This is a genomic window from Methylomonas paludis (assembly GCF_018734325.1).
Taxonomy (GTDB): domain Bacteria; phylum Pseudomonadota; class Gammaproteobacteria; order Methylococcales; family Methylomonadaceae; genus Methylomonas; species Methylomonas paludis.
Window position 1 is genome coordinate 665,039 of the sequence record NZ_CP073754.1, and the last position, 23,042, is coordinate 688,080.

The 23,042-nt window shown below is 51.3% G+C and carries 23 protein-coding genes; 18 read left to right on the plus strand and 5 right to left on the minus strand.

All coding sequences use genetic code 11. From position 1 onward, the window contains the following. Positions 1-7: 7 nt before the first annotated feature. From KEF85_RS03135 to rimO, 17 genes are all read left to right on the plus strand, one after another. Positions 8-1,144, plus strand: a complete 1,137-nt coding sequence (locus KEF85_RS03135; protein ID WP_215583273.1) for an MlaE family ABC transporter permease — start codon at positions 8-10, stop codon at positions 1,142-1,144. A 2-nt stretch (positions 1,145-1,146) separates the two neighbouring features. Continuing rightward, positions 1,147-1,935 carry an ABC transporter ATP-binding protein gene (locus KEF85_RS03140; protein WP_215583274.1) on the plus strand — a complete coding sequence of 263 codons (789 nt, stop codon included), beginning with the start codon at positions 1,147-1,149 and terminating at the stop codon, positions 1,933-1,935. Next, entirely contained in the window at positions 1,932-2,912 is a 981-nt protein-coding gene (locus tag KEF85_RS03145) for an MlaD family protein (protein ID WP_215583275.1), read from the plus strand. Before KEF85_RS03140 ends, KEF85_RS03145 begins: the two co-directional genes overlap by 4 nt. Next, positions 2,902-3,513, plus strand: a complete 612-nt coding sequence (locus KEF85_RS03150; RefSeq protein ID WP_215583276.1) for a PqiC family protein — start codon at positions 2,902-2,904, stop codon at positions 3,511-3,513. The genes KEF85_RS03145 and KEF85_RS03150 overlap by 11 nt, the downstream gene beginning before the upstream one ends. Positions 3,514-3,959: 446 nt before the next feature. After that, on the plus strand, positions 3,960-4,841 hold the full coding sequence (gene galU, locus KEF85_RS03155; RefSeq protein WP_215583277.1) for a UTP--glucose-1-phosphate uridylyltransferase GalU: 882 nt from the start codon (positions 3,960-3,962) through the stop codon (positions 4,839-4,841). 173 nt (positions 4,842-5,014) lie between these two features. After that, complete coding sequence (locus KEF85_RS03160; RefSeq protein ID WP_215583278.1) at positions 5,015-5,629, plus strand: MotA/TolQ/ExbB proton channel family protein; 615 nt, start codon at positions 5,015-5,017, stop codon at positions 5,627-5,629. Beyond that, complete coding sequence (locus KEF85_RS03165) at positions 5,629-6,072, plus strand: ExbD/TolR family protein (RefSeq protein WP_215583279.1); 444 nt, start codon at positions 5,629-5,631, stop codon at positions 6,070-6,072. Before KEF85_RS03160 ends, KEF85_RS03165 begins: the two co-directional genes overlap by 1 nt. Continuing rightward, on the plus strand, positions 6,069-7,070 hold the full coding sequence (gene lpxK, locus KEF85_RS03170; RefSeq protein WP_215583280.1) for a tetraacyldisaccharide 4'-kinase: 1,002 nt from the start codon (positions 6,069-6,071) through the stop codon (positions 7,068-7,070). The genes KEF85_RS03165 and lpxK overlap by 4 nt, the downstream gene beginning before the upstream one ends. Continuing rightward, complete coding sequence (locus KEF85_RS03175; RefSeq protein ID WP_215583281.1) at positions 7,063-7,254, plus strand: Trm112 family protein; 192 nt, start codon at positions 7,063-7,065, stop codon at positions 7,252-7,254. Before lpxK ends, KEF85_RS03175 begins: the two co-directional genes overlap by 8 nt. After that, positions 7,251-8,024, plus strand: a complete 774-nt coding sequence (kdsB, locus tag KEF85_RS03180) for a 3-deoxy-manno-octulosonate cytidylyltransferase (RefSeq protein ID WP_215583282.1) — start codon at positions 7,251-7,253, stop codon at positions 8,022-8,024. The genes KEF85_RS03175 and kdsB overlap by 4 nt, the downstream gene beginning before the upstream one ends. Before the next feature lie 321 nt (positions 8,025-8,345). After that, positions 8,346-9,947 carry an efflux transporter outer membrane subunit gene (locus tag KEF85_RS03185; protein WP_215583283.1) on the plus strand — a complete coding sequence of 534 codons (1,602 nt, stop codon included), beginning with the start codon at positions 8,346-8,348 and terminating at the stop codon, positions 9,945-9,947. A 16-nt stretch (positions 9,948-9,963) separates the two neighbouring features. After that, positions 9,964-11,112 carry an efflux RND transporter periplasmic adaptor subunit gene (locus KEF85_RS03190; protein ID WP_215583284.1) on the plus strand — a complete coding sequence of 383 codons (1,149 nt, stop codon included), beginning with the start codon at positions 9,964-9,966 and terminating at the stop codon, positions 11,110-11,112. Continuing rightward, positions 11,109-14,240 (plus strand): efflux RND transporter permease subunit, encoded by a 3,132-nt coding sequence (locus tag KEF85_RS03195; protein WP_215583285.1) that lies wholly within the window; start codon positions 11,109-11,111, stop codon positions 14,238-14,240. Before KEF85_RS03190 ends, KEF85_RS03195 begins: the two co-directional genes overlap by 4 nt. Before the next feature lie 147 nt (positions 14,241-14,387). Further along, entirely contained in the window at positions 14,388-14,708 is a 321-nt protein-coding gene (locus tag KEF85_RS03200; RefSeq protein WP_215583286.1) for a DMT family transporter, read from the plus strand. Next, a complete protein-coding gene (locus tag KEF85_RS03205; RefSeq protein ID WP_215583287.1) occupies positions 14,708-15,001 on the plus strand; it encodes a DsrH/TusB family sulfur relay protein in 294 nt (97 codons plus the stop codon). Before KEF85_RS03200 ends, KEF85_RS03205 begins: the two co-directional genes overlap by 1 nt. Next, positions 14,992-15,324, plus strand: a complete 333-nt coding sequence (locus KEF85_RS03210) for a TusE/DsrC/DsvC family sulfur relay protein (RefSeq protein ID WP_215583288.1) — start codon at positions 14,992-14,994, stop codon at positions 15,322-15,324. Before KEF85_RS03205 ends, KEF85_RS03210 begins: the two co-directional genes overlap by 10 nt. Positions 15,325-15,345: 21 nt before the next feature. Next, positions 15,346-16,656, plus strand: a complete 1,311-nt coding sequence (rimO, locus tag KEF85_RS03215) for a 30S ribosomal protein S12 methylthiotransferase RimO (protein ID WP_215583289.1) — start codon at positions 15,346-15,348, stop codon at positions 16,654-16,656. 495 nt (positions 16,657-17,151) lie between these two features. On the opposite strand, the gene KEF85_RS03220 is transcribed toward rimO, so the two are convergent. The 3 genes from KEF85_RS03220 to KEF85_RS03230 form a co-directional block, all read right to left on the minus strand. Beyond that, a complete protein-coding gene (locus KEF85_RS03220) occupies positions 17,152-17,571 on the minus strand; it encodes a DUF2442 domain-containing protein (RefSeq protein ID WP_215583290.1) in 420 nt (139 codons plus the stop codon). Next, positions 17,558-17,797, minus strand: a complete 240-nt coding sequence (locus KEF85_RS03225; protein WP_343222190.1) for a DUF4160 domain-containing protein — start codon at positions 17,795-17,797, stop codon at positions 17,558-17,560. Before KEF85_RS03225 ends, KEF85_RS03220 begins: the two co-directional genes overlap by 14 nt. A gap of 289 nt (positions 17,798-18,086) precedes the next feature. Continuing rightward, a complete protein-coding gene (locus KEF85_RS03230; RefSeq protein ID WP_215580090.1) occupies positions 18,087-19,451 on the minus strand; it encodes an IS1380 family transposase in 1,365 nt (454 codons plus the stop codon). Positions 19,452-19,700: 249 nt separating this feature from the next. On the opposite strand from KEF85_RS03230, the gene KEF85_RS03235 reads away from it, so the two are divergent. After that, a complete protein-coding gene (locus tag KEF85_RS03235; protein ID WP_215580104.1) occupies positions 19,701-21,065 on the plus strand; it encodes an IS1380 family transposase in 1,365 nt (454 codons plus the stop codon). A 292-nt stretch (positions 21,066-21,357) separates the two neighbouring features. On the opposite strand, the gene KEF85_RS03240 is transcribed toward KEF85_RS03235, so the two are convergent. Next, complete coding sequence (locus tag KEF85_RS03240; protein WP_215583292.1) at positions 21,358-21,972, minus strand: protein-methionine-sulfoxide reductase heme-binding subunit MsrQ; 615 nt, start codon at positions 21,970-21,972, stop codon at positions 21,358-21,360. Next, a complete protein-coding gene (gene msrP, locus KEF85_RS03245) occupies positions 21,972-22,904 on the minus strand; it encodes a protein-methionine-sulfoxide reductase catalytic subunit MsrP (protein WP_215583293.1) in 933 nt (310 codons plus the stop codon). The genes KEF85_RS03240 and msrP overlap by 1 nt, the downstream gene beginning before the upstream one ends. Positions 22,905-23,042: the final 138 nt, after the last annotated feature.

Consider the following 23,042-nt stretch of genomic DNA (forward strand, 5'->3'; position numbering starts at 1 on the left):
CTCCTTAATGAGCAGCCAGCCGTGTCAAATCAGTGGAGTAAGCCAGGGCCAACTGCTGACCATTGTCATCAGCGGTGACTGGCGTTTGGGTGTGGCTAAACTTCCGGCATTGACGGAATTGCTTAGCCAGATGCGTAACGATAAACAGATACGCCGAGTGGTTTTTTCCAGCGAAGGTTTACAGCAGTGGGATAGTTTGCTGGTAACTGAGCTGATTAAATTACTGGATTGTGCCTCTCGACAGAATCTCACTGTTGATAAAACGACGCTGCCGCAGGCCATCCAAGGATTGTTGACACTGGTATCTGCGGTGCCGGATCGTAGCGACGCCCGCAGAACGGCGCGGAAGCTTGGCGGGCTAGCCTACATCAAGCTGACGATTACACAGGCTGAACAGCATCTCAAACAAATCCTGATTTTTATGGGAACCATGGCGGTCAGTATCGCTTCGGTAGTGCGCGGCCAAACTCATTTCCGCACTACTGATTTATGGCTGTATATCCAGGAATGCGGCCCGGCAGCCTTGCCGATTATTTCCATTATTAGCCTATTGGTTGGCCTGATTCTGGCTTTTGTCGGTGCCCACGAACTTTCGCTGTTTGGTGCGGAAATCTATGTTGCCAATTTGGTAAGCCTGGGTATGACTCGGGAAATGGGTGGACTGATGACGGCAGTGATTATGTCCGGCCGTACGGGTGCTGCATATGCCGCCCAGATTGGCACCATGCAGGTTAATGAAGAGATAGATGCCCTTAAGACCATGAATCTGGAGCCTATGGCTTTTTTGGTGATTCCGCGTATGTTGGCGCTGATTTTTATCATGCCCTTATTGTGCCTGTATGCAGATTTAATGGGTATCATCGGCGGTGGTTTAGTCACTATCAGTCTGTTTGATGTTTCCTTGCTGGAATACCTGGATCGTAGCGCTTCGGCAGTGCGTTTAAGTGATTTTTTGATCGGTTTCGGCAAATGTGCGGTGTTCGGTGTGCTGATTGCCCTTTCCGGCTGCATGCGCGGCATGCAATGTGGGCGTAGTGCTTCTGCGGTAGGCGATGCTGCTACCTCTGCGGTGGTAACCTGCATCGTTTTTATAGTAATTGCCGATTCGCTGATCACCATAATCTGTAGCCGTATCGGAATTTAAATATGAGTACAGCCTGCATCACTGTGCGCGATTTGACCATGGCTTATGGGAATTTTGTGATTCAGCGCGATCTTAATTTCACCATTAATCGGGGTGATATTTTTATCATTATGGGTGGCAGCGGTTGCGGTAAAAGCACACTGTTGCGGCACATGATAGGCTTGATGGCCCCGCAACACGGTGATATTTTTTATGGTGACCAGAGCTTGTGGCAAGCCGATGCCATCAAACGCCGCCAAATTTTACAAGGTACTGGCGTACTATTTCAGAGCGGTGCTTTATTAAGCTCCATGACTCTGGCCGAAAATATTGCCTTACCGATTAGCCAAGCGGTGAGTCTGCCAGCCCGGAAAGTGCGGGAACTGGTCGCCTATAAACTGGCATTGGTAGGGCTGGCCGGTTTTGAGGATTATTATCCTTCGGAAATCAGTGGCGGGATGCAGAAACGAGCCGGATTGGCCAGAGCCATGGCCCTGGATCCGGCCATTTTGTTTTTTGATGAGCCTTCAGCCGGTTTGGATCCAATTAGCGCCAAATTGCTGGATGACTTGATCTTGAATCTATGTGCCAGTCTTGCTACTACCGTGGTGATGGTTACTCATGAACTGGCCAGTATTTTCGCAGTAGGTAGTAATTCGGTGTTTCTGGACGCTGAAACCAAAACCATGATTGCTTATGGTCCGCCTAAGCAATTGTTGGCAGAATGTCCGGAGCAAAAGGTACGCAGCTTTTTGAGCCGCGGTGTGTTGCCGGCAAGTGATCCGCAATCAACTATCAGGAGTAAACCTTGAGCAAACAGGCCAGCCCCCTTGCGATAGGCGCCTTTTTATGTGGCGCCCTCATCTTGCTGACAACAGCCTTAATGATTTTTGGTGGCGGTGATTTTTTTAAACATAAAAATCGTTATGTGATTTTTTTTGATTCAGCCCTCAACGGATTGAATGTGGGAGCCCCGGTAAAATTACAGGGTGTCCAAATCGGCAATGTCAGTGAAATCTCGCTGGAAATGGATCTAGACAGCGGCCGCATCATCAAACCCGTAGTGATTGATATCGATCCGGACGCCTTGCTGGATTTTTCCGGGCAGGCGGCTGATAAAAAGCAGATTCTTGATGCCAAACGCCTGACCGCAGCCGGTTTGAAAGCTCGTTTGGAAACTCAAAGTCTGTTGACCGGTTTGCTTTATGTCGATCTGAATTTTTATTACGACAAACCGGCTAATCTGCTCAATCTGGAATACAAAGATTTGCCGGAATTGCCTAGTGTGCCGACCACGGCAGATGAAATCAAGAATACTGTCGAAGAAGTTATCAAAAAAGTCCGCGAGTTGCCCCTGGAACAAATGGTTCGGGATTTATCGGAAACCCTGCGGGAAACCCGTAATCTGCTTAAATCCGATGACACCAAAAACTCATTGGCTGCCTTGGCCAAAACCCTGGCGCAAACCCAGACTTTGATTATCACCTTAAATACTCAGGTGGGGCCGTTGTTGAAAAATGTTGATGCTACGGTAAACCAGTCCCGACTTAGTTTGGAGACTGTTAACCAGCAATTGGCGCCGGTGCTTAAAGCCAGCGAACAGAGTCTGAATGCGGCTACTCAGGTACTGCAGGATTCCCGCCAGGCCGTCAATGCTGTAGAAGGTTTAACCAACCCGGATGCCTTGTTAGGTCAAGCGCTAAAAGAAATGCGTGATGCATCCAGGGCCATGAAAGATTTGAGTGAATCACTGGAACGTCAGCCGGAGGCGATTATTTATGGTAAATAACTTTCTGGTCGGATGGGGGCGTAAGTCTGCTGTTTTGCTCGGGATATCGATACTGAGCGCCTGCAGTTACACCCCGGAGATGCAGTTTTATATGTTGAACAGCGATCCAGCTCTTAATGTTGCGCCGCAGTCGCCACTGGCGCATAAAAATCTGGTGATAGGGTTGGGGCCATTGCATTTTCCCGATTATCTGGATCGGCCCCAACTTGTGGTCGAGGTTGCGCCTAACCAGTACCGGCTGGATGAGCACCAGCGCTGGGCTGAACGACTGGAGCAAAATGTCAGCCGGGTGTTGGCGCAGTTTTTGGCAGAGCGTTTGGGGGTGAATCAGGTATTGCGCTATCCCTGGCCGCAACGCCAACAGCTGGATTATCAGGTGTTGGTTGATGTGCTGGAATTTCATCAAGCTGCTGATGGTTACAGCCATTTGCAGGCTTTGTGGCAGATTCGCCATCAAGAGCAAACCTTGGCGGCTAAACAGTTTAATTGTCGACTGGCTGCTGCTGATAATGCCGCTGCAATAGTCAAAGCCCAAAGCAGTTGTCTCACCCAACTGGGTGCGGATATTGAAGTCGGGTTACGCCAAGTTGCCGGTGAATAAGCAGCGCTGCAGTGTGAAATTGGACTGCCGGGGCATCGCTATGGGTAAATTCATAAGCTATTATAAAGTTTATGTTTATATATAAGTACAAATACTTAAGTCAATATATTGGTTGTTAGCTGCCGAAGCTAATCAAGTTGAACCTGATCCCCATCAAAAAACCGTATTAACAAATACACAATATTCTGGTAGTGTAATAAATGCCAGTTTCGTTGCCAAGGCTAGCTGTGCTTGATATGGCCTTGAGACTTTGCACAATAGTGAGTCAAGGATGCTTGGTGGTACAACTATCTATATTGAGGGATAGCTGATAGCTGCTGAACACAATGAGGCGCATCAAGCGCGAACAATGTGTTTATCCGTCAAAACCAGATTGCTTGACTACTGGATTCACTAAATTGATTTGAATTTTTATCCCCATCATCAACAACCTATAAAGAGTCAATATGAGTCAAAGAGTTACTAAAGCCGTTTTTCCGGTTGCCGGACTAGGAACCCGTTCTTTGCCTGCCACAAAGGCCATAGCCAAGGAAATGTTGCCTGTCGTTGATAAACCGTTGATCCAGTATGCTGTCGAGGAAGCTATTGCTGCTGGTATCGACACCATGATTTTTGTGTTGGGCCGCAATAAAAACTCGATTGCCGACCACTTTGACAAATCTTACGAACTGGAAAAAGAACTGGAAAAAAGCGGTAAAGCCGAGTTGTTGAAACTGGTCAGAGAAATATTGCCGGCCCATGTCTCCTGTGCATTTGTGCGTCAGGCAGAAGCATTGGGATTGGGACATGCTGTGCATTGTGCCAAACCATTGGTTGGCAACGAACCGTTTGCGGTGTTATTGCCGGACGATTTAATTGAAGACGGTACTCGCGGCTGTTTGAAACAAATGACCGATTTGTTTAATGAAAAGCAAAGCAGTATTTTGGCAGTAGAGCGGGTTGATCCGCAGGAAACCCATAAATACGGTATCGTAGAACATACCGAAGTTGCACCAAGTGTAGGTCGTCTGGTATCCATTGTCGAAAAACCCAAACCAGAAGTAGCGCCTTCCAATGTTGCTGTAGTCGGACGCTATATTTTAACCCCGGCCATTTTCGAGAAAATTGAAAGCACCGGTCGTGGGGCAGGTGGAGAAATTCAGTTGACTGATGCCATCTCTGCCCTACTGGCGGATGAGCAAGTGTTGTCTTATGAATTTGCCGGTAACCGTTACGATTGTGGTTCTAAATTCGGCTTTTTACTGGCCAATGTGGAGTACGGTTTGTTACATCCGGAAATCAGCAGCGAGTTTGCCGCTTATTTACAGCAGCGCGTCGCGGCAATTTAAATATCCCTTACACCAACCAGCAGAGCCCGGTTAAAGCCATGCTTATCAGGGTTTTGCTGGGCTCAGCCGCCAATTGCCGGATACGCGTCCGGTCATGCCAAGTAACTCTCAGCAAAATCAAGTTCAAATAGGTTAAAATTCCCAGCCTGTAGTAATAGCGGAGGAGTTTATAGGTGTTTGAAGTTCTGAAAAACGGTGGCTGGATGATGATACCCATTATCATCTGCTCAATTGTCTCTATGGCGATTATCGGCGAACGCCTGTGGTTTTTACAGCGCAAACGCATTATTCCTGCGGAACTGGTAGCGTATATTTGGCAGTTACACCGCGATAATCAGCTTGATGACGGTGCCATCCGGCGCATTAAACACAGTTCGCTTTTGGGTAAAATTCTGGCGGCAGGCTTACAGAACCGTAAATATGGTCGGGAAATGATGAAAACCAGCCTGGAAGAGGTGGGCCGTCAGGTTACCCACGAGCTGGAACGTTATCTGAATGCCCTGGGCAGTATTGCTTCTATCACGCCCTTGTTGGGTTTGCTGGGTACAGTCGACGGCATTATTCGAGTGTTTTCCGATATTGCCGCCAGCGGTCTGGGTGATCCTGTGGTGCTGAGCAGAGGCATTTCCGAGGCCTTGATCTGCACTGCATCCGGCTTGACAGTAGCGATACCCAGTCTGTTTTTTCACCGCTATTTTGAACGCTTGGTGGATGACAGAGTGGTGCGTATGGAAGAAGAAGCATTACGCCTGATTGATTTCATGCAGGGTGATCGGGAGGATACCTAATGGAATTCCGCCGCAAAAATCGGGCGCCGGTGGATATTGGCCTGATCCCGATGATAGACGTACTACTGGTGTTGCTGTTTTTTTTCATGGTAGCCACCACATTTCGCCAACATGCCGAATTGAAAGTTGAGTTACCGGCGGCAGACGGCGGCGAGGTATCCCAACAAACCAAAGCCATTAATCTGTTCATTGATGCCCAGGGTGTGTATGCGCTGGCGACTGATGGCAGTGATACCGCAAAACCTTTGGCACATCAGGATGCCGCTGCTTTGAAAGCCGCTTTGGCACAATTGGCTGGCGATTCCCGGCAACTGCCTTTTATTATCAGTGCCGATGGTAAAACCCCGCATCAGTCCGTAGTAACAGCAATGGACACAGCTGCGCAGCTTGGTTTTCATCATATTACTTTTGCCATCAATCCCCACCCAGTAGAGCCGCAATGAAACAGTCGCTGATCCGTTGGTTTGTCGATGCCTGGTATAAGGAAATGTATCTGTCTCCCTGGCTGGCGCCGTTTTCGCTGCTGTATGTAGATGTGATGCGTTTGCGGCGGTTTTTATACCGGATCGGGCTTTATAAGTCCGAAAAACTGGCCGTGCCGGTGATTATCGTCGGCAATATCACCGTCGGTGGTACCGGTAAAACACCGTTGGTAATTTGGCTGGCCCAACTGCTTAAGCAGCAAGGCTATCGGCCCGGTGTGATTAGTCGTGGTTATACCGGTACCGCCAATCATATTCCTCAGCTGGTTGATACCAACAGCGATCCGGCTCTGGTCGGCGATGAAGCGCTGGTTTTGGCGGCGCGTTGCGGCTGTCCGGTGGCCATAGGTCAAAACCGACCGGCAGCGGCAGGTTTGCTGCTGGCCGAGCCGGGATGTAATGTGATTATTTCCGATGACGGCTTGCAGCATTATGCTTTGCGCCGCGATATCGAGATTGTGGTGATAGACGGCGAACGTCGCTACGGCAATGGCTATTGTCTGCCGGCCGGGCCATTGCGCGAACCGCTGGAGCGGTTGCATCAGGTTGATCTGCTGGTGGTAAACGGCGGCGGCGAATTACAGCCCCAAGAATATCCCATGCAGTGTCGTGGCGAACAACTAATCAACCTGCTTAGCGGTGAGCACAGGGATTTGGCGGAATTTAATGGTCGGTCCTGTCATGCCGTGGCTGCTATCGGTAATCCAAGCCGGTTTTTTCGGCAATTGGCCACCGCTGGGTTAAACTGTGTAAATCACGGTTTTCCCGATCACTATGCATTTACCGCTGCTGACTTGCAGTTTAACGATCAGCGCCTGATCATCATGACCGAAAAGGATGCGGTGAAATGCCGGGGTATAGCAACGGCAGCTTACTGGTATTTGCCGGTGAGTGCCGAACTGCCGCCCGGTTTTGCCCAACAACTACTTAGCTTACTTAACAAAAAAGTTCATGGATAAAAAATTACTCGACATTCTGGCCTGCCCTTTGTGCAAAAGTTCTTTAATTTATGCCAAAGACCAGCAGGAACTGATTTGCAAAGCCGATAATCTGGCTTTCCCGGTACGTGACGGTATACCGGTGATGCTGGAAGATGAAGCCCGCCAACTCAGTTATGACGAAAGCGTAGCCTTGCACAAATGAGCTTGGCGTTTAAAGTCGTAATACCGGCGCGTTACGGCTCAACGCGGCTGCCCGGCAAGCCGCTGCTGGATATTGCCGGTCAACCCATGATTGCTCATGTCTGCGCCCGCGCTTTGGCCGCCGAGGCCGAACAAGTAGTGATTGCCACCGACGACCAGCGTATTTACGACACCGTCAGCGCTCTGGGTTTACAAGTGGTTATGACTGCAGCCGAACATCAATCCGGCACCGAACGCATCGCTGAAACCGCACAACTGCTGGGCTGGAGCGAAGACACCATCGTGGTTAATCTGCAGGGTGACGAACCCCTGATACCGCCAGCCTATATCCAGGCCGCTGCCCAGGCTTTGGCCGGACAAACCCAGGCGGGTATTGCCACCCTGGCAGCCAGAATCAGCGATCCAGAAGAATTGTTCAATCCCAATGCCGTGAAAGTAGTGCTGGATAAAGACGGCTACGCTTTGTATTTCAGCCGGGCTCCCATCCCTTGGCACAGAACCGGTTTTCCGCAACCTGATCCGGCTTTGCTGGTTAAAAACAGCTATTTTCGGCATATCGGAATGTATGCTTATAGCGTAGGATTCCTACAGCGATATTGTCTATGGCAGTCTTCTCCGCTGGAAAGCCAGGAAGCTTTGGAACAATTACGCATCCTCTGGCACGGTGAAAAAATCCGGGTGGCTGTGGTCGAGCAAGCCCCGGAAGCCGGTGTGGATACTCCGGCAGATTTGGAGCGGGTAACGGCCCGTTTGCAAGGTTTAGCCGAATAGGCGCTTTTGGGAAAGCGTTATCCTCATAGTAATCGACCATCTTATTTTGCCGGATAAGGCGTAGGAGTCTATTCTGTCAAAGAATGCGGTAAATACCCGCTTGTAGGCTTCATGCTGACATGGTCTCTGCCAAAACACCCCCGCACTGAAATTAGTCCTGCCGAAATTTGTAGGTCGAAAGATATGGTAATCGACATTTTTGTTAGTCTGCCAATGCGTGTTATATTGGTTTCCAAGATCAAAATACTGTCAAGAGTTTGCTGATTTTACCCGCACCATTACCAATTGCATTTTGAACGCCGGAACCTTAGTGGGACAGCCATGTGCAATAATTTCGATAGACTGTTTGCAGAGCGATGGGTTATTAAGCTGAGTAGGGTTTGGCTGCCGGTTTTGCTGTTGCTTGCCGGTTGTACGGTGGGCCCGGATTTTATCAAACCGGCTGCCGAAACCGGCGAGCAATGGCAGGATGCAACGGATCGGCAGCTTAACACAGCTTCCGTAGAGGATCAGGAATGGTGGAAAACCTTCAACGATCCGATCCTGAATCAGTTGATTGCCCGCGCTTATCTGGAAAATCTCAACTTGCGTGTGGTGGGGTTGCGGGTGCTGGAAGCCAGGGCGCAACTGGGTGTGGCGGTCGGCAATCTCTATCCGCAGACTCAACAACTGACCGGTTCGCTAAACAAAATAGCCCTCAGCCATCGCGCTGCGCAAGCCGCCTATTCCAGTATATTCGATTTTACCCAAACCCAGATAGGCTTGACCGCCAGTTGGGAAATCGATTTCTGGGGCAAGTTTCGCCGCGCCATAGAATCGGCCGGTGCCAGTATGCAGGCCGCCCAGGCCGATTACGACAACGCCCTGGTCAGCCTGACTGCCGATGTCGCCCACGCTTATATCACCATCCGCACCCTGGAAAAACGTCTGAACATCGCCCGGCAGAATGTGGAAACCCAACGCGAAAGCCTGCACATCGCCGAAATCCGCTATAACGGCGGTACCACCTCGGAGCGAGACGTGGAACAGGCGAAAACCGTGCTGGCCAACACCCAGGCTTCCATTCCTGCGCTGGAGATCAGCTTGCGCCAGCAGCACAATGCACTGAGCGTGCTGCTGGGTATGCCGCCCAAGCCGGTTAGCGATTTGTTGGCCGGAACGGGACACATCCCCGCGCCGCCCGTGCAAGTCGCAGTCGGCATCCCTGCTGATCTGCTGCGCCGCCGGCCTGATATCCGTCACGCCGAACTGCAGGCAGCTGCGCAATCCGCCGCTATCGGTGTCACCAAAGCGACACTCTATCCGGCGCTGTCGCTAACCGGCAGTTTCGGTTTACTGTCCACAGATGTGCATTCGTTCGCTCTCGGTGATATGTTTCTCGGACAAAGCCGCACTGTGAATTTCGGCCCCTCGGTGCAATGGAATATTTTCAATTACGGACAAATCACCAATCAGGTTCGGGTGCAGGATGTACGTCTGCAGGAATTATTGATTACCTATCAAAACACCGTGCTCAGTGCGCAACGCGATGTGGAAGATAATCTGGTAGCGTTTCTGCGTTCTCAGGAACGTGCGTTATTTCTGGGCGAAAGCACCGCAGCCGCCCAACGCTCATTGAATCTGGCCGCATTGCAGTATCGGCAGGGTATTACCGATTTTACTACCGTGCTCACTGCGCAGCAGGCGCTGCTGACAGAACAGGATAATCTGGCCAGCACGCTGGGTGATATCTCCAATGACTTGGTGGGGGTTTACCGCGCCTTGGGAGGAGGTTGGCAGATTCGTGAAGGTAAGGAGCCGATCCCTGAACAAATCAGGGAACAGATGGCGAAACGTACCGACTGGGGGGGATTATTGGCGCCGGCTCCAGCGCAGTCAGCGGATGTGCAGACACCGATCGGTGTTTCTTGGCCGCAATGGTAAAGGGGGGCGAATAGCTATGAAGAGGCGTACTGGAACAGGCTTGTTGTTAGCAGCGCTGGTTTTCGGCTGGGGATGCGAAGAAAAGAACGCCTACGTACCGCCCCCACCGCCGCAGGTCACGGTAAGCCGCCCGATGCGGCGGCAAATCAGCGACCATCTGGAATTTACCGGCAACACCCAGGCTTTTAAATCCGTCCAGTTAGTCGCGCGGGTGCAAGGCTATCTGGAAAAGGTATTGTTTCACGATGGCGATCAAGTCAGGAAAGGCCAGCCGCTGTTCCTGATTCAACAGGATACCTATCAGGCTCGGCTGAAACAGGCGGAGGCGCAAATCCTTCAGCAAAAAGCCAGCCTTAATCATGCGCAAACTGAATTGGAGCGTTTTTCCGGTCTGGTACAGCAACATGCAGCCGCCCAGACCGATGTGGACAATTGGCGCTTCCAGCGCGATAACGCCCTGGCCGCCGTGACCGCTGCCGAAGCCAATCGGGATTTGGCTAAACTGGATCTGGATTACACCCAGGTTGTTGCGCCTTTCGATGGTCGTATCGACCGTCGCCTCAAAGACCCCGGCAATCTGGTGGGGGCTGGTGAGTTTACCGCCCTGGCGCATATCAATCAGATCGATCCCATCTATGTTTATTTCACCATCAACGAGAACGATCTGCTAAAAGTCATCAAACAGACCCATGTCGAACCGGGCGAGGCGGAAAAACTGAAGATACCGGCCGCGCTGGCGCTATCCGGGGAAACCGGCTATCCGCACAGGGGCTATCTGGATTTCACGGCGATTTCGGTAACGCCGACTACCGGCACTCTGCTGCTGCGCGCCATTTATCCCAATCCCGATGGAACAATACTGCCCGGTCTGTTCGCGCGGGTACGGGTGCTGGTGGTGCATTCGGAGAAATCCGCGCTGCTGGTGCCGGAGGCGGCCATAGGCTACGACCAGCTCGGCTCCTACCTGTTGGTGGTGGATGACAAAAACATCGTACAGCGCCGACCTGTCAAGCTGGGTATACAGGCGGACGAAGGCCGCGAGGTGACGGAAGGCATAGCCGATCAGGATAGGCTGATCGTCAACGGCCTGTTGCGGGCTATCCCCGGCAATGCCGTTACCCCGGTGCAGACGCCGCCGGCCGAAACGGAGCAGCCAGCCTCATGATTTCCGAATTTTTTATCGAACGGCCAATTTTTGCCAATGTTATCGCCATCATCACCGTGATTCTGGGCGTGGTGTGTTTCATCAATCTGCCGGTGGCGCAATATCCCTCCATCGTGCCGCCTACCATCCAGGTCACTACCAGCTATCCGGGTGCCAGCGCCGAGGTGGTGGCCAATACCGTGGGTATCCCTATCGAACAGGCGGTCAACGGCGTGGAAAACGCCCTTTATTTATCCTCGACCAGCGCCAGCGACGGCACATACATTCTCACTATCACTTTCAATGTCGGCACCAATCTCAATACCTCGCTGGCGCTGGTGCAGAACATGGTCAACGCCGCCATCCCGCAACTGCCGACGGCGGTGCAGCCCCAGGGTGTGCTGGTGAAAAAGGTTTCCACCGATATCCTGCTGGTGGTGGGGCTGTATGCGGAAGATGACCGTTACGACGAAACCTTTCTCTCCAATTATGCGGTGATCAACCTGCAAAATCCGTTGGCGCGTTTGCCGGGTGTCGGCCAAATCGCGGTGCGGGGCGCGGGGCCTTATAGCATGCGGGTCTGGCTGAACCCCGAAAAACTCAACTATTTCGGATTGACCAGCCAAGATGTCACTAGCGCCATTCTGAGCCAAAACCTGCAAGTGGCGGCAGGACAGCTGGGCGGGCCGCCGGCGCCGGCCGATCAGACCTTTCAATTCACCGTCAACGCCACGGGTCGTTTAGCCGATACGGCGCAATTCGAAAACATCATCCTCAAAAGCGCTCGTAGCGAGACGGCGCAAATTGTTCGCCTCCGCGATGTGGCCCGCATCGAACTCAGTCGTCAGTCCTACAGCAACTTTTCCATATCCAGCGGCCACAAGGCTACGGTGATGCCGGTCTTTACCTTGCCCGGCGCCAACGCGCTGGATGTTGCAGACGAAGTGCGGGCGGCAATGGCGACCATGAGCAAGGATTTTCCGCCGGGTCTGGCCTACGAAATCCATTACGACACCACCAAATTTGTGCGTAGCGCGATCCACGATGTTTACCAAACATTGTTCGAGGCCGGGATTCTGGTGTTGATCGTGGTGGTGGTGTTTTTACAAAACTGGCGCGCCACCCTAGTGCCGGCCACCACTGTCCCGGTCACTTTGATCGGCGCTTTCGCCGCCATGTCCATGCTGGGATTCGGCATCAATCTACTGACACTGTTCGCGCTGATTCTGGCGGTTGGCATTGTGGTGGACGATGCCATCGTTATTGTCGAAAACGCTTCCTACCATATCGAGCAAGGCATGGAGCCCAAACAGGCGACCATCAAAGCCATGCAGGAAATCACCGGGCCAGTAATCGGCATTACCGTGGTACTGACCTCGGTGTTTCTACCCGCCGCCTTTTTGCCGGGCATTACTGGGCAGTTGTTTCGCCAATTTGCGTTGGTGATAGCCTCTACTGCCGTCATCAGCGCCATTAACGCGCTGACTCTGAAGCCGGCTCAATGCGCTTTGTGGTTGCGCCCGGTGCAGAAGGACAAAAAACTCAACGGTTTTTTCCGGGGCTTTAACAAGGTTTACGGCTGGTTCGAGCATGGCTATGTGCGGCTGGTGGAGTGGATGGTGCAACGGGTTGGCTGGATGCTGTTGCTGTATGTGTTGATTGTGGCCCTAAGCGCCTGGCGCTTCGGCCAGCATCCTACCGGATTCCTGCCCAGCGAGGACCAGGGTTATGCGATAGCCATTACTAAACTGCCGGGCGCAGCCTCACAGCCACGGTTGGCCGCAGCCGCCAAACAGATGGACGCGGTATTGGAAAAAACGCCGGGCGTGGAAGCCTGGGTGACCATCGGCGGCCTGTCGATACTGGACGGTGCCAATGTCTCCAATTTTTTTACCACCTTTATTGTCTACGACGATTGGGACAAACGCGGCGCGGACTTGAGCCAGGATAAGATTATCGCTCATCTGCGCCGCGATCTGGCCGCAATCCAGGAGTCCGGCTCCTTCGTGCTGATCCCGCCGCCGATTCGCGGTCTGGGTCAGGGCGGTGGTTTTCAGCTAATGGTGGAAGACCGGCAAAGTCTGGGGCTTAACGAGTTGCAGAAAGCCGTCGATGAACTGGTGCGTGCCGGCAATTCCCAATCCGGGTTGCGCAATTTAACCTCCACCTTCAATGCCCGCAATCCGCAGTTGTTTTTAGATATCGATCGCACCAAGGCGGAGTCGTTGAATATTCCGATGAATAATGTGTTTTCCACGCTGCAGTCCTACTTGGGATCGTCATTCGTTAATCTGTTCAATAAATTCAACCAGGTATTCCAGGTGTATGTGCAGGCTGACGCCCCCTACCGTCTGCAGCCTGAAGACATCGAGAAGCTCTATGTCCGTAACGCCCAGGGTGAAATGACACCGTTGGGGGCCTTGCTGGAGGTTAAGCGCACAGTGGGTGCCGAGCTGGTGATGCGCTACAATCTTTATCCTGCAGCACAAATATACGGGGCCGCCGCCCCCGGCTTCAGTTCCGGGCAAGCCCTGAATCTCATGGAACAGATCTGCAAGAACATCCTGCCTCAGGGGATCCGTTACGACTGGACGGCCACCTCCTTCCAGGAAAAACAGGTGGGCAGTCAGGCCTACTTTATTTACGCGCTGTCTATCACTCTGGTGTTCATGGTGCTGGCTGCCCTTTACGAAAGCTGGACGAGTCCGCTGGCCGTGGTGCTGGTGGTGCCGATGGCGTTGGTGGGGGTGCTGCTGGCACTGATGATGCGCGGATTCGACAATAATCTGTATACCCAGGTAGGGCTGATTTTAATGATAGGACTGGCTTGTAAGAACGCTATTCTGATCGTGGAATTTGCCCGGCAACTGCAGGCGGAAGGCATGACCCCCACGGCGGCAGCCGTAGAAGCCACCCGCCGCCGCTTCCGGCCTATCGTCATGACCTCCTTCGCCTTTATTCTGGGGGTGGTGCCGCTGCTCGACGCCTCCGGCGCCGGTGCCGCCAGCCAGCAAGCTATCGGCACTGTGGTATTCGGCGGTATGCTGTCCTCAACCTTGCTGGCTATTCCGTTTGTGCCGGTGTTGTATGTGATGACGCAACGGTTGGCGACTTGGAGAGCAAATAAAAAACCTCAAAACACCGGTTAAAACAGTATCAACCAGCCGCAACACGGTGATAAAAATGCCTAAATTCATGAGTGTTTGCTGCTGGATGGTATTCTTTGTGGTCTAATTTTTCTGATCCGGCCTCCAGCTATTGTAAAATAGCGGAAAAGTTATGGTTAGGAAGAGTTAATGGGTTGGATATTGCTGTTAGCAGCCGGTTGTGCGGAAATTATGTTTGCGATCAGCCTGAAATATAATGAAGGCTTTAGCCGTTTATGGCCTAGCGTATTCACCTGTATTTCCGGTGCCGGCAGTTTCTATTTATTGATGCTGGCTCTTAAAACCTTGCCGCTGGGCACAGCTTATGCGGTATGGACCGGCATAGGTGCCGTGGGTGTGGCGATAGTTGGTATCTTTTTGTTTAAAGAATCTGCCGACTGGATCAGAATAGCCTCGATTATGTTTATTGTCATCGGTATCGTCGGGTTGAAACTGACCCATGTCGAATAATGCTGCATCTGATTTCCCAATTAGGCTTGGCTCAGGAAGTTGTTGAGCGTATTGCGGCCGGCGATGATGTGGTGCTGCAACAAGGGGCCTTATGGGCCGTCTGGGCCGGGCACACCGATAATGCCAAGATTTTCCAGCTATTGGCGCGTCCGGCTCAGGTATATGTATTGCAGGAATTGCTGACGGTCAATGGTATCGGCGCCAATGATGTGTTGGCCGGTGTGCAAATCATCAATTATGCCGGTCTGGTGGATCTTAGCGTCATAAATCCGGTGATCCACACATGGTGTTAACTGTTGACGGTCAGGATGTGCCGACCAACCCCGAAGGTTTCTTGCTGGACGCTGCGGTTTGGTCACCGCAGATAGCCGAAGCCCTGGCTGACCGAGAAAACCTGCAACTCAGCGATGCCCACTGGGAAATCCTCTGGTTTATTCGCGACTATTACCAAAAATACCAGCATTTGCCCAATGCCCGCATGTTTGCCGCCGCCATCCGCAAACAAATGGGTGAAGCAAAAGCGGCCAGCCGTTATCTGCAAAACCTGTTTCCGCAAGGGCCGTTAAAATATGCCTGCAAAATCGCCGGTCTGCCCAAGCCGCCCACCTGTTTATAATCCTAATTTTGAGAATGATGTATGAGTAATCCCCGCGTAGGTTTTATTAGTCTGGGTTGTCCCAAGGCTTTGGTTGACAGCGAACAGATCTTGACGCGATTACGCGGCGAAGGCTACCAAATTGCCCCCAATTATCAGGACTCCGATCTGGTCATCGTCAACACCTGCGGCTTTATTGATGCCGCTGTGGAAGAATCCCTGGACAGCATAGGCGAAGCCTTGGCCGAAAATGGCCGGGTTATTGTCACCGGTTGTCTGGGGGCACGCCAGGATGAAATTCTGGCCCGGCATCCCCAGGTGTTGAAAATTACCGGCGCCCACGCCACCGACGAAGTCATGGATGCGGTACACGAACATCTGCCGCCGGCTCATAATCCTTTTATCGACTTATTACCGCCGCAAGGTGTCAAACTTACTCCGCCGCATTACGCTTATCTGAAAATTTCCGAAGGCTGCAATCATCGCTGCACCTTTTGTATTATTCCGTCCATGCGCGGCGATCTGGTCAGCCGGCCTATTGCTGAAGTATTGCACGAAGCCGAAACGCTGGCAGCCAGTGGCGTTAAGGAACTGCTGGTCGTTTCTCAGGATACCAGTGCTTACGGCCTGGATTTACGCTATCAAACCGGCATCTGGCGTGGCCGGGAGTGGAAAAGCCAATTCCATGATCTGGCGGAGGCTTTGGGTGAATTAGGCATATGGGTGCGGATGCATTATGTTTACCCTTATCCGCATGTCGATGCGGTGCTGCCGTTAATGGCCGCCGGCAAAGTGCTACCCTATCTGGACATCCCGTTTCAACATGCCAGCAGCCGCATCCTGAAACTGATGAAACGCCCGGCGGCTGCCGAAAACAATCTGGAGCGCATTCAGGCGTGGCGCAAAATCTGCCCGGATTTGACTATCCGCAGCACCTTTATCGTCGGCTTCCCCGGCGAAACCGAAGCCGAATTTCAAGAATTGCTGGACTTTCTCACGGCGGCGCAATTGGACAGAGTCGGCTGTTTCGCCTACTCCCCGGTACGCGGTGCCGCCGCCAATGCCTTGCCCGATCCGGTGCCGGAAGCCATCCAGCAAGAACGTCTGGCTCGGTTCATGGAACATCAGGCCGGCATCAGCGCCGCCCGTCTGCAGCGCCGAGTGGGTCGTATCGAAACCGTGATTATCGATGAAGTGGCCGAAGAGGGCGCAGTAGCCCGCAGCCAGGGCGATGCCCCGGAAATCGACGGTCAGGTGTTTATCGATGGCGTCACCCATCTACAGGTGGGCCAGTTGGTGCAGGTGGAAATTGAAGAAGCCGATGAATATGATTTGTGGGGAAGGTTGGTTTAGTCCCGCCTTCGGGCCGCTTGCAGGGTGTGCTTCAGAGCGTATCGAGATAGATAACCCATGTTATAAATAGTGTTTTATGCCTATTCCTTAAATTTTGGCACAACTGACAGAAATTATTTTTTCTTGTCTGTGGGGTATTTGTGGTGTAGATATGCATCGCAAATGCACCACATAAAAGGATAAAGCGATGACAAGGCAAAGCATTTCTGTTACTACGCCAAACGATAGTTGATTGAGAGTAAAGAATACAAAAGCAAAAGCAAAATAATCAATGAGCTGATACGGAAAGAAAGGGCAAGGCAAAATGAACTAATGATTGGTGCCCGGTTGATTAAATCGTGAAAAAGCGGATTTATAAGCCAAACTGCCAATGAAATCAGGGAGGAATTTAAGGGGGAGTTGATGTGGGATAGAAGTCGCTGACCCATTAGCCTAAGGCTGTCGAGACAAAAAAGCCCGCGCTTGGCGGGGTATATAAATCAACTAAGACTTAGACTATACAATGACAGGCTGATTGGTTCTACGTCGTCCACCGAGCTTGCCGTTTTCTCTAGCGGCTGCAACTTTAGCAGCAGTAGATGCTTTACCGCCTTTACGTCCTTGCTCGACAAGCCACTGTTTAGAGCCTAAAAAGCCTTCGAGAAGAGCCGGTATGTAAATATCAGCATCCAGCTTGGGGAAGTGGATGCCAAGACCAGATGGTGTAACTTCAATATCGGTCAAATCAGCGGGGTGAGCATGCTCAAGCCCTTGGGCTGATTTTGGCGCAAAAGACAAATCCAAACCGGACGATAGCGCTATAACAATGCGAGAGATACGCCGGTCATATTTAACCGATACAATCGAAGGGAGAATTGCTTTTGCCTTTTTACCGCGTTGGTTCGCGGCCACAAATTCTTCTTTAGTAATCGCCATGTATTTTTCTCCACTCGCCACACAGGGCGACTTTATGTTCAATTAAAGCTGCCAAAATGGCCGAAAGCTCTTTTTCATTGAATCCATAGTTTTCTCTGAGTTTCACATTATTAACATCGCAAAGCAGCTTAAAAACAGCCTCATTGCCATTACCGATGACATGCACATGTGCGGGGGCCTGTGGTCGTTTGGGTAGATGACGACACGCAGCCCGAATATTCTTAATACGGTTGGCATATTATAAGCTAAGTAGCTTGGGTTTATTAAGGTTTACCTGAATCCGTGTTCCTTTGGGTTTACGGGGTAGCCACTGCGTTTTTTACGCTTTTTTTAAAAAATAACGTTCCCCCATCACAGCTTAACTGCCGCCCATCAACCCCCTGACGGTAAAAATCCCACGTTTCTCCGGCTTTGCCGCTCTCCACGAGTGAAAAACCAGACATCCAGACAAGCAATCCTCTTCTCAATCCTGAGAATCAGCTCAAACCTTGCGTTTCCGTTTCTGTTTCCCAGGATTATCCCGATGCAAAGCCAGGCTGTACCACCAATCGCTCCTGCAAAAAAGCGAATACTTTAGCGACTGGCGAATCGTGCCCCAAATCAAGCCACCATTGCCGGGCCTTATGGATGACCTGAGCGGCTCGATACATGACTTCTTGCAGCACGGTTCGTAACCGCCGACGTTTTGCAGGATGGCGTATCGGTGCCAAGTGACCCGTCAAGCCCAGTTGACCAATCAGCCGCAAGCAGTTATAGGCCAGCATGCCCATTCTCAACAGGCAGTCGTTGGTCTCAAACTTACCTGAGGGTAACCGCTCCAAATCCAGGTCGGTTTTGAATTCCGAATGGAATTGCTCATGTGTACCGTGATCGCGATAGCGTTCAATGACCATTTCCTCCGCTTCCTCCAGACTTGTCCACCAACCTTCCAGTTCTACCTCCGGCAACAACAGCATCTGTCCATGTTTATTCGTGGTGCGCTCAATGACCCGTATGACCAGTCTGAAATGACGAATCTGTTTTTTCCAGGCGCGTTCTACGATCAACGTCATTAACGCTTCCCGTTTACCGGGTCGTTTTTCAACAAAGGCTCCGGCTGCTTGTGCTTTTTCGACCCAAGCTGTTTTGTCCTGTTTTCTGGGATTCCATTTGACCAAGTAGTCAAAGCACCGATCCATAGCCGCCCAGCGCACTTTCTCATCGGCGATGGCAAACAACAGCTTGGCGCTATCAAACCCTGAATCTTTGCGAAGCAGTACCGGTAAAGTCGGTGCAACCAAACGCTCAACGCGAGGAAATAGCCGCTCTAAAAAATAATCAATCTCCAGCGATGAATGCCAGCGACCGGGGCGTAACTCCAAGCCGACACACCAGCCCTCATTGCCTATATACGCCGCAACCGGCGTATAACCATCCACACCTTGATAGGTTCGGCTGACCTCTTCCTTCTTGGTGCCACTCTGATCCATGACGAAGGTATCCAAATCCAGGCAGACGTAACCTTTATGGGGTGTGATCGGGGCTTGTATTCGCTCAATGAGTCGAATCGAACATTCGTCCAACGGTTCCAGTAGCTTACCGCTGATACGATCAAGCCGTTGCCGCAGCCAGACACTGCCAGGAACCTTGCGTACATCCAATGCTTTCTTGAAAAAACGATCCTCACGAAACGGTTCAACTGCTTCGAAATCGCTTTTGCCTATACATAACAGACCGACCATCGTTTTCAATAAATCAGAGGTCTTAATCCCTTGGGATACCGGAATTTGTCCATCCACCACCGCTTCGACATTGATGGCTTCCAGGCATTGGCCGATTAACGACAGCCCGGCATAGGAAGTCAGTTCCTTCTTGGATTCTTTTAGCTTAAAACGTGCCATAATCAAATTGGGTGAACACAGAAAGTCTATATTATACCTTATTTATCATTGGCTTATGCGTTATTATGCGAGCCTGAACACGGATTCAGGGTTTACCTTTGCGTCAAATATACAAGATTATTAATATTTTCATGTTTACTCAGTTTTTAAAAAAATAACCTGAATCCGTGTTCGTTTTTTTTATAAATAGTCATAAGTCAATGATAAAAAAGGTATAATATAGTTTTTCTATAGTCACCCGTTTTGATTATGGCACGTTTTAAGCTTAAAGAATCCAAAAAGGAACTTACCTCCTATGCCGGACTATCCTTGATCGGCCAGTGCCTGGAAGCGGTCAATGTCGAAGTGATGGTGGACGGTAGAATACCTGTTTCACAGGGTATCAAAACCTCGGATTTAGTCAAAACCACTGTTGGCCTTTTAAGTATAGGCAAAAGCGACTTCGAGGCTGTTGAGCCGTTTCGTGAAGATCGTTTTTTCAAGAAGGCATTGGATGTACGTAAGGTTCCCGGCAGCGTGTGGCTGCGGCAACGTCTTGATCGTGTCAGCGGCAGCCTGCTGGAGCCGGTGGATGATCTATCGATACGACTCATCGAACGAACAGAAGCCCCAATTACGCCGCATAAAGGCTACGTCTGTCTGGACATGGACACCTTCGTCATGGATCAGAGCGGTACCAAGAAGGAAGAGGTGAGTCGAACCTATCAGGGAGTGGATGGCTATACGCCTGTCGCGGCTTATTTGGGCAATGAAGGCTGGTGTATAGGATTGGAACTGCGTCCAGGCCGCTGGCATTCATCGCTGGAGATTGATTATTTTCTAGAAAGGCTGTTTCCTCGAGTTGAGCGCTTGGTTGCACCGGGTTTGCCGTTGTTATTACGCAAAGACTCAGGGTTTGATAGCGCCAAACTGTTATTTACGGTTGCGGCTGAGAAAGAACGCTGGGCAGCCATGAACAGGCGCTTTGAATACTTGATCAAGTGGAATCCAAGACGGCAAGATAAGACATCCTGGTTAGAAAAAGCGGAAGCGGCCGGCGCCTTTGTTGAAAAACGCCCCGGTAAACGGGAAGCGTTAATGACACTGACGGTGGAACGTGCTTGGAAAAAACAGACTCGCCCCTTCAGACTGGTCGTGCGGATCATTGAACGCACGAGCAATAAGCACGGCCAGATGCTATTACTGCCGGACATTCAACTGGAAGGCTGGTGGACGAGTCTGGAGGAACCCGAAGAAACCGTCATTGAACGCTACCGCGACCACGGCACCCATGAACAATTTCATTCGGAATTCAAAACTGACCTGGATATGGAACGCTTACCATCTGGAAAGTTTGAGACCAACGACTGTCTATTGAGAATGGGTATGTTTGCCTATAATTGCTTGCGACTGATTGGTCAACTGGGCTTGACTGGCGACTTGGCGCCAATACGTCATCCGGCAAAACGACGGCGGTTACGAACGGTGCTGCAAGAAGTCATGTATCGAGCAGCCCAGGTGATCCACAAAGCCCGGCAATGGTGGCTGGACTTAGGGTGCGCCTCACCCGTGGCAAAAGTATTCGCTTATTTACAAGAGCGATTGGTGGTGCAGCCTGGCTTTGCATCAGGATAAGCGGCGCGAAAGCTGAGATGCTGGTTACGAGCTGATTCTCCGGGTAGAGAAGAAGATTGCTTGTCTTGGCGTCAGGTTTTTCATCTGGCGATGCCGGCAATACCATGGAAACGATTGATTTTTGCGACTGAGGGCTTGATGAACGGCAGTTAAATTTCGATTGGTGGTAGATTTTTTTAAAAAACGCGTCTGAAACGCGACTGCCCTCACTTAAACCGAAAGGAACACGGATTCAGGAATAAGGTAATTATTCACCGGATTCAAAGGTAGGCACTGTAGCCATTTTTGCTTTTCAGGCTTTGACCAAGCCCCGCCGCCAATACCAAACCCGCATCCCCAGCAACATCGTCAGTAGCCCGGCAAACACCAGCGGTTCGCTGATATCTTTTTTTACCAGCCAGATAAAATGGATTACCCCGGCGATACTGATGGGGTAAATCAGGCGATGCAGCCAGCGCCAGCGTTGCCCGCCCAGGCGGCGGATCAAGGCGGTGTTGGAGGTAATCGCCAGCGGAATCAGCAGTACAAATGCACCAAAGCCTATGGTGATGTAAGGGCGTTTGATAATATCGGCAGCGATGGCAGACCAATCGAAAAACTGGTCCAACACCAGATAGGTAGCAAAATGCAGGCTGGCGTAGAAAAACGCAAACAGCCCCAGCATGCGGCGCATCCGGCCCGGCCATTGCCAGCGCGTTAAGCGCCGCAACGGTGTGGTGGTTAAGGTCAGCAGTAAAAAACTCAGCGCCCAGAAGCCGGTGTTGTGAGTTATTTTTTCAATTGGATTCGCCCCCAGATTGTCATGCCAGGCTCTCAGCAGCAATCGGGTAAGCGGCAGCAAAGCCAAACTGAATATCAGCAGTTTCAGCCAGTCCAGAGATTTGACAGGTTTAGTCCGGCGTGCCATCAAAAATACTTGCTCAGGTCCATGCCGGTGTACATTGCTGCAACCTGTTCCGCATAGCCGTTAAACGGCAGGGTAGGGCGTTTCAAAAATTCACCGATGCGGCGTTCTCGGGCCTGACTCCAGCGCGGATGATCTACCGCCGGATTCACATTGGCGTAAAACCCGTATTCATTCGGCCCGGCTTTCATCCAGGCCGTTTGCGGTTGCTGGCTGACCAGGCGGATGTTGACCAGGGCTTTGGCGCTTTTGAAGCCGTATTTCCACGGCACCACAATTCGTACCGGTGCGCCGTTTTGATTGCTGAGCATTTCCCCGTAAATGCCAAAGGTCAACAATGTCAACGGGTGCATGGCTTCATCCAGGCGCAAGCCTTCCCGGTACGGCCAGTCCAGCACTGGGTTCTTTTGTCCCGGCATTTGTTTGGGGTCGTATAAACTGGTGAATTCCACATATTTGGCATTACTGTTCGGTTCGGCTTTTTTTAGTAACGTAGCCAGGGAATAACCCAGCCAGGGTACTACCATAGACCAGGTTTCCACACAGCGCAGCCGGTAAACCCGCTCTTCCAGTGTGGCCAGTTTTATCAATTCGTCTATATCCAAAGTCAGCGGTTTGTTGACTTCACCATCAATGGTGACTGTCCAGGGGCGGGTGGATAGCGCCTGGCTGCGTACTGCCGGCGACTCTTTGTCGGTGCCGAATTCGTAATAATTGTTGTAATGACGGATGTCTTCCAATGGAGTCAGCTTCTCGGTTTGGTCACGCAAGGCGGCATCGTTAAAATTCAGCTTGTCCAGACTATAGGCGTTTCCAACAAACAAGGCCGAAACCGAGGCGGCCAAACTGCGCTGCATAAAATGGCGGCGCTGAAAAAAAACTTCTGCCGGGGTGATTTCGGCGGCAGGTATTGTCTGGCTTATCCGGGATTTCATCAGGTAATTTAAGCAATTATAGTTGTGAGTAAATGCCGGGGCTAATTTGCCGCTCCGGTGCTTTGCAAATAGATGGATTTCGCCATAAAAAATTCCCCGGTACAGAAACTAATTTTACGGCTTAGTCTGGCAAGTCAA

What these genes read in the sequence shown, in the direction of transcription:
- KEF85_RS03150 (WP_215583276.1), top strand. Translation starts at nt 2,902, where the DNA reads ATGGTAAATAACTTTCTGGTCGGATGGGGGCGTAAGTCTGCTGTTTTG.
- KEF85_RS03240 (WP_215583292.1), bottom strand. Translation starts at nt 21,972, where the DNA reads ATGGCACGCCGGACTAAACCTGTCAAATCTCTGGACTGGCTGAAACTG.
- galU (WP_215583277.1), top strand. Translation starts at nt 3,960, where the DNA reads ATGAGTCAAAGAGTTACTAAAGCCGTTTTTCCGGTTGCCGGACTAGGA.
- KEF85_RS03185 (WP_215583283.1), top strand. Translation starts at nt 8,346, where the DNA reads ATGTGCAATAATTTCGATAGACTGTTTGCAGAGCGATGGGTTATTAAG.
- KEF85_RS03190 (WP_215583284.1), top strand. Translation starts at nt 9,964, where the DNA reads ATGAAGAGGCGTACTGGAACAGGCTTGTTGTTAGCAGCGCTGGTTTTC.
- KEF85_RS03205 (WP_215583287.1), top strand. Translation starts at nt 14,708, where the DNA reads ATGCTGCATCTGATTTCCCAATTAGGCTTGGCTCAGGAAGTTGTTGAG.
- KEF85_RS03195 (WP_215583285.1), top strand. Translation starts at nt 11,109, where the DNA reads ATGATTTCCGAATTTTTTATCGAACGGCCAATTTTTGCCAATGTTATC.
- kdsB (WP_215583282.1), top strand. Translation starts at nt 7,251, where the DNA reads ATGAGCTTGGCGTTTAAAGTCGTAATACCGGCGCGTTACGGCTCAACG.
- lpxK (WP_215583280.1), top strand. Translation starts at nt 6,069, where the DNA reads ATGAAACAGTCGCTGATCCGTTGGTTTGTCGATGCCTGGTATAAGGAA.
- KEF85_RS03140 (WP_215583274.1), top strand. Translation starts at nt 1,147, where the DNA reads ATGAGTACAGCCTGCATCACTGTGCGCGATTTGACCATGGCTTATGGG.
- KEF85_RS03165 (WP_215583279.1), top strand. Translation starts at nt 5,629, where the DNA reads ATGGAATTCCGCCGCAAAAATCGGGCGCCGGTGGATATTGGCCTGATC.
- KEF85_RS03200 (WP_215583286.1), top strand. Translation starts at nt 14,388, where the DNA reads ATGGGTTGGATATTGCTGTTAGCAGCCGGTTGTGCGGAAATTATGTTT.
- KEF85_RS03230 (WP_215580090.1), bottom strand. Translation starts at nt 19,451, where the DNA reads ATGGCACGTTTTAAGCTAAAAGAATCCAAGAAGGAACTGACTTCCTAT.
- KEF85_RS03135 (WP_215583273.1), top strand. Translation starts at nt 8, where the DNA reads ATGAGCAGCCAGCCGTGTCAAATCAGTGGAGTAAGCCAGGGCCAACTG.
- KEF85_RS03235 (WP_215580104.1), top strand. Translation starts at nt 19,701, where the DNA reads ATGGCACGTTTTAAGCTTAAAGAATCCAAAAAGGAACTTACCTCCTAT.
- KEF85_RS03175 (WP_215583281.1), top strand. Translation starts at nt 7,063, where the DNA reads ATGGATAAAAAATTACTCGACATTCTGGCCTGCCCTTTGTGCAAAAGT.
- KEF85_RS03210 (WP_215583288.1), top strand. Translation starts at nt 14,992, where the DNA reads ATGGTGTTAACTGTTGACGGTCAGGATGTGCCGACCAACCCCGAAGGT.
- rimO (WP_215583289.1), top strand. Translation starts at nt 15,346, where the DNA reads ATGAGTAATCCCCGCGTAGGTTTTATTAGTCTGGGTTGTCCCAAGGCT.
- msrP (WP_215583293.1), bottom strand. Translation starts at nt 22,904, where the DNA reads ATGAAATCCCGGATAAGCCAGACAATACCTGCCGCCGAAATCACCCCG.
- KEF85_RS03220 (WP_215583290.1), bottom strand. Translation starts at nt 17,571, where the DNA reads ATGGCGATTACTAAAGAAGAATTTGTGGCCGCGAACCAACGCGGTAAA.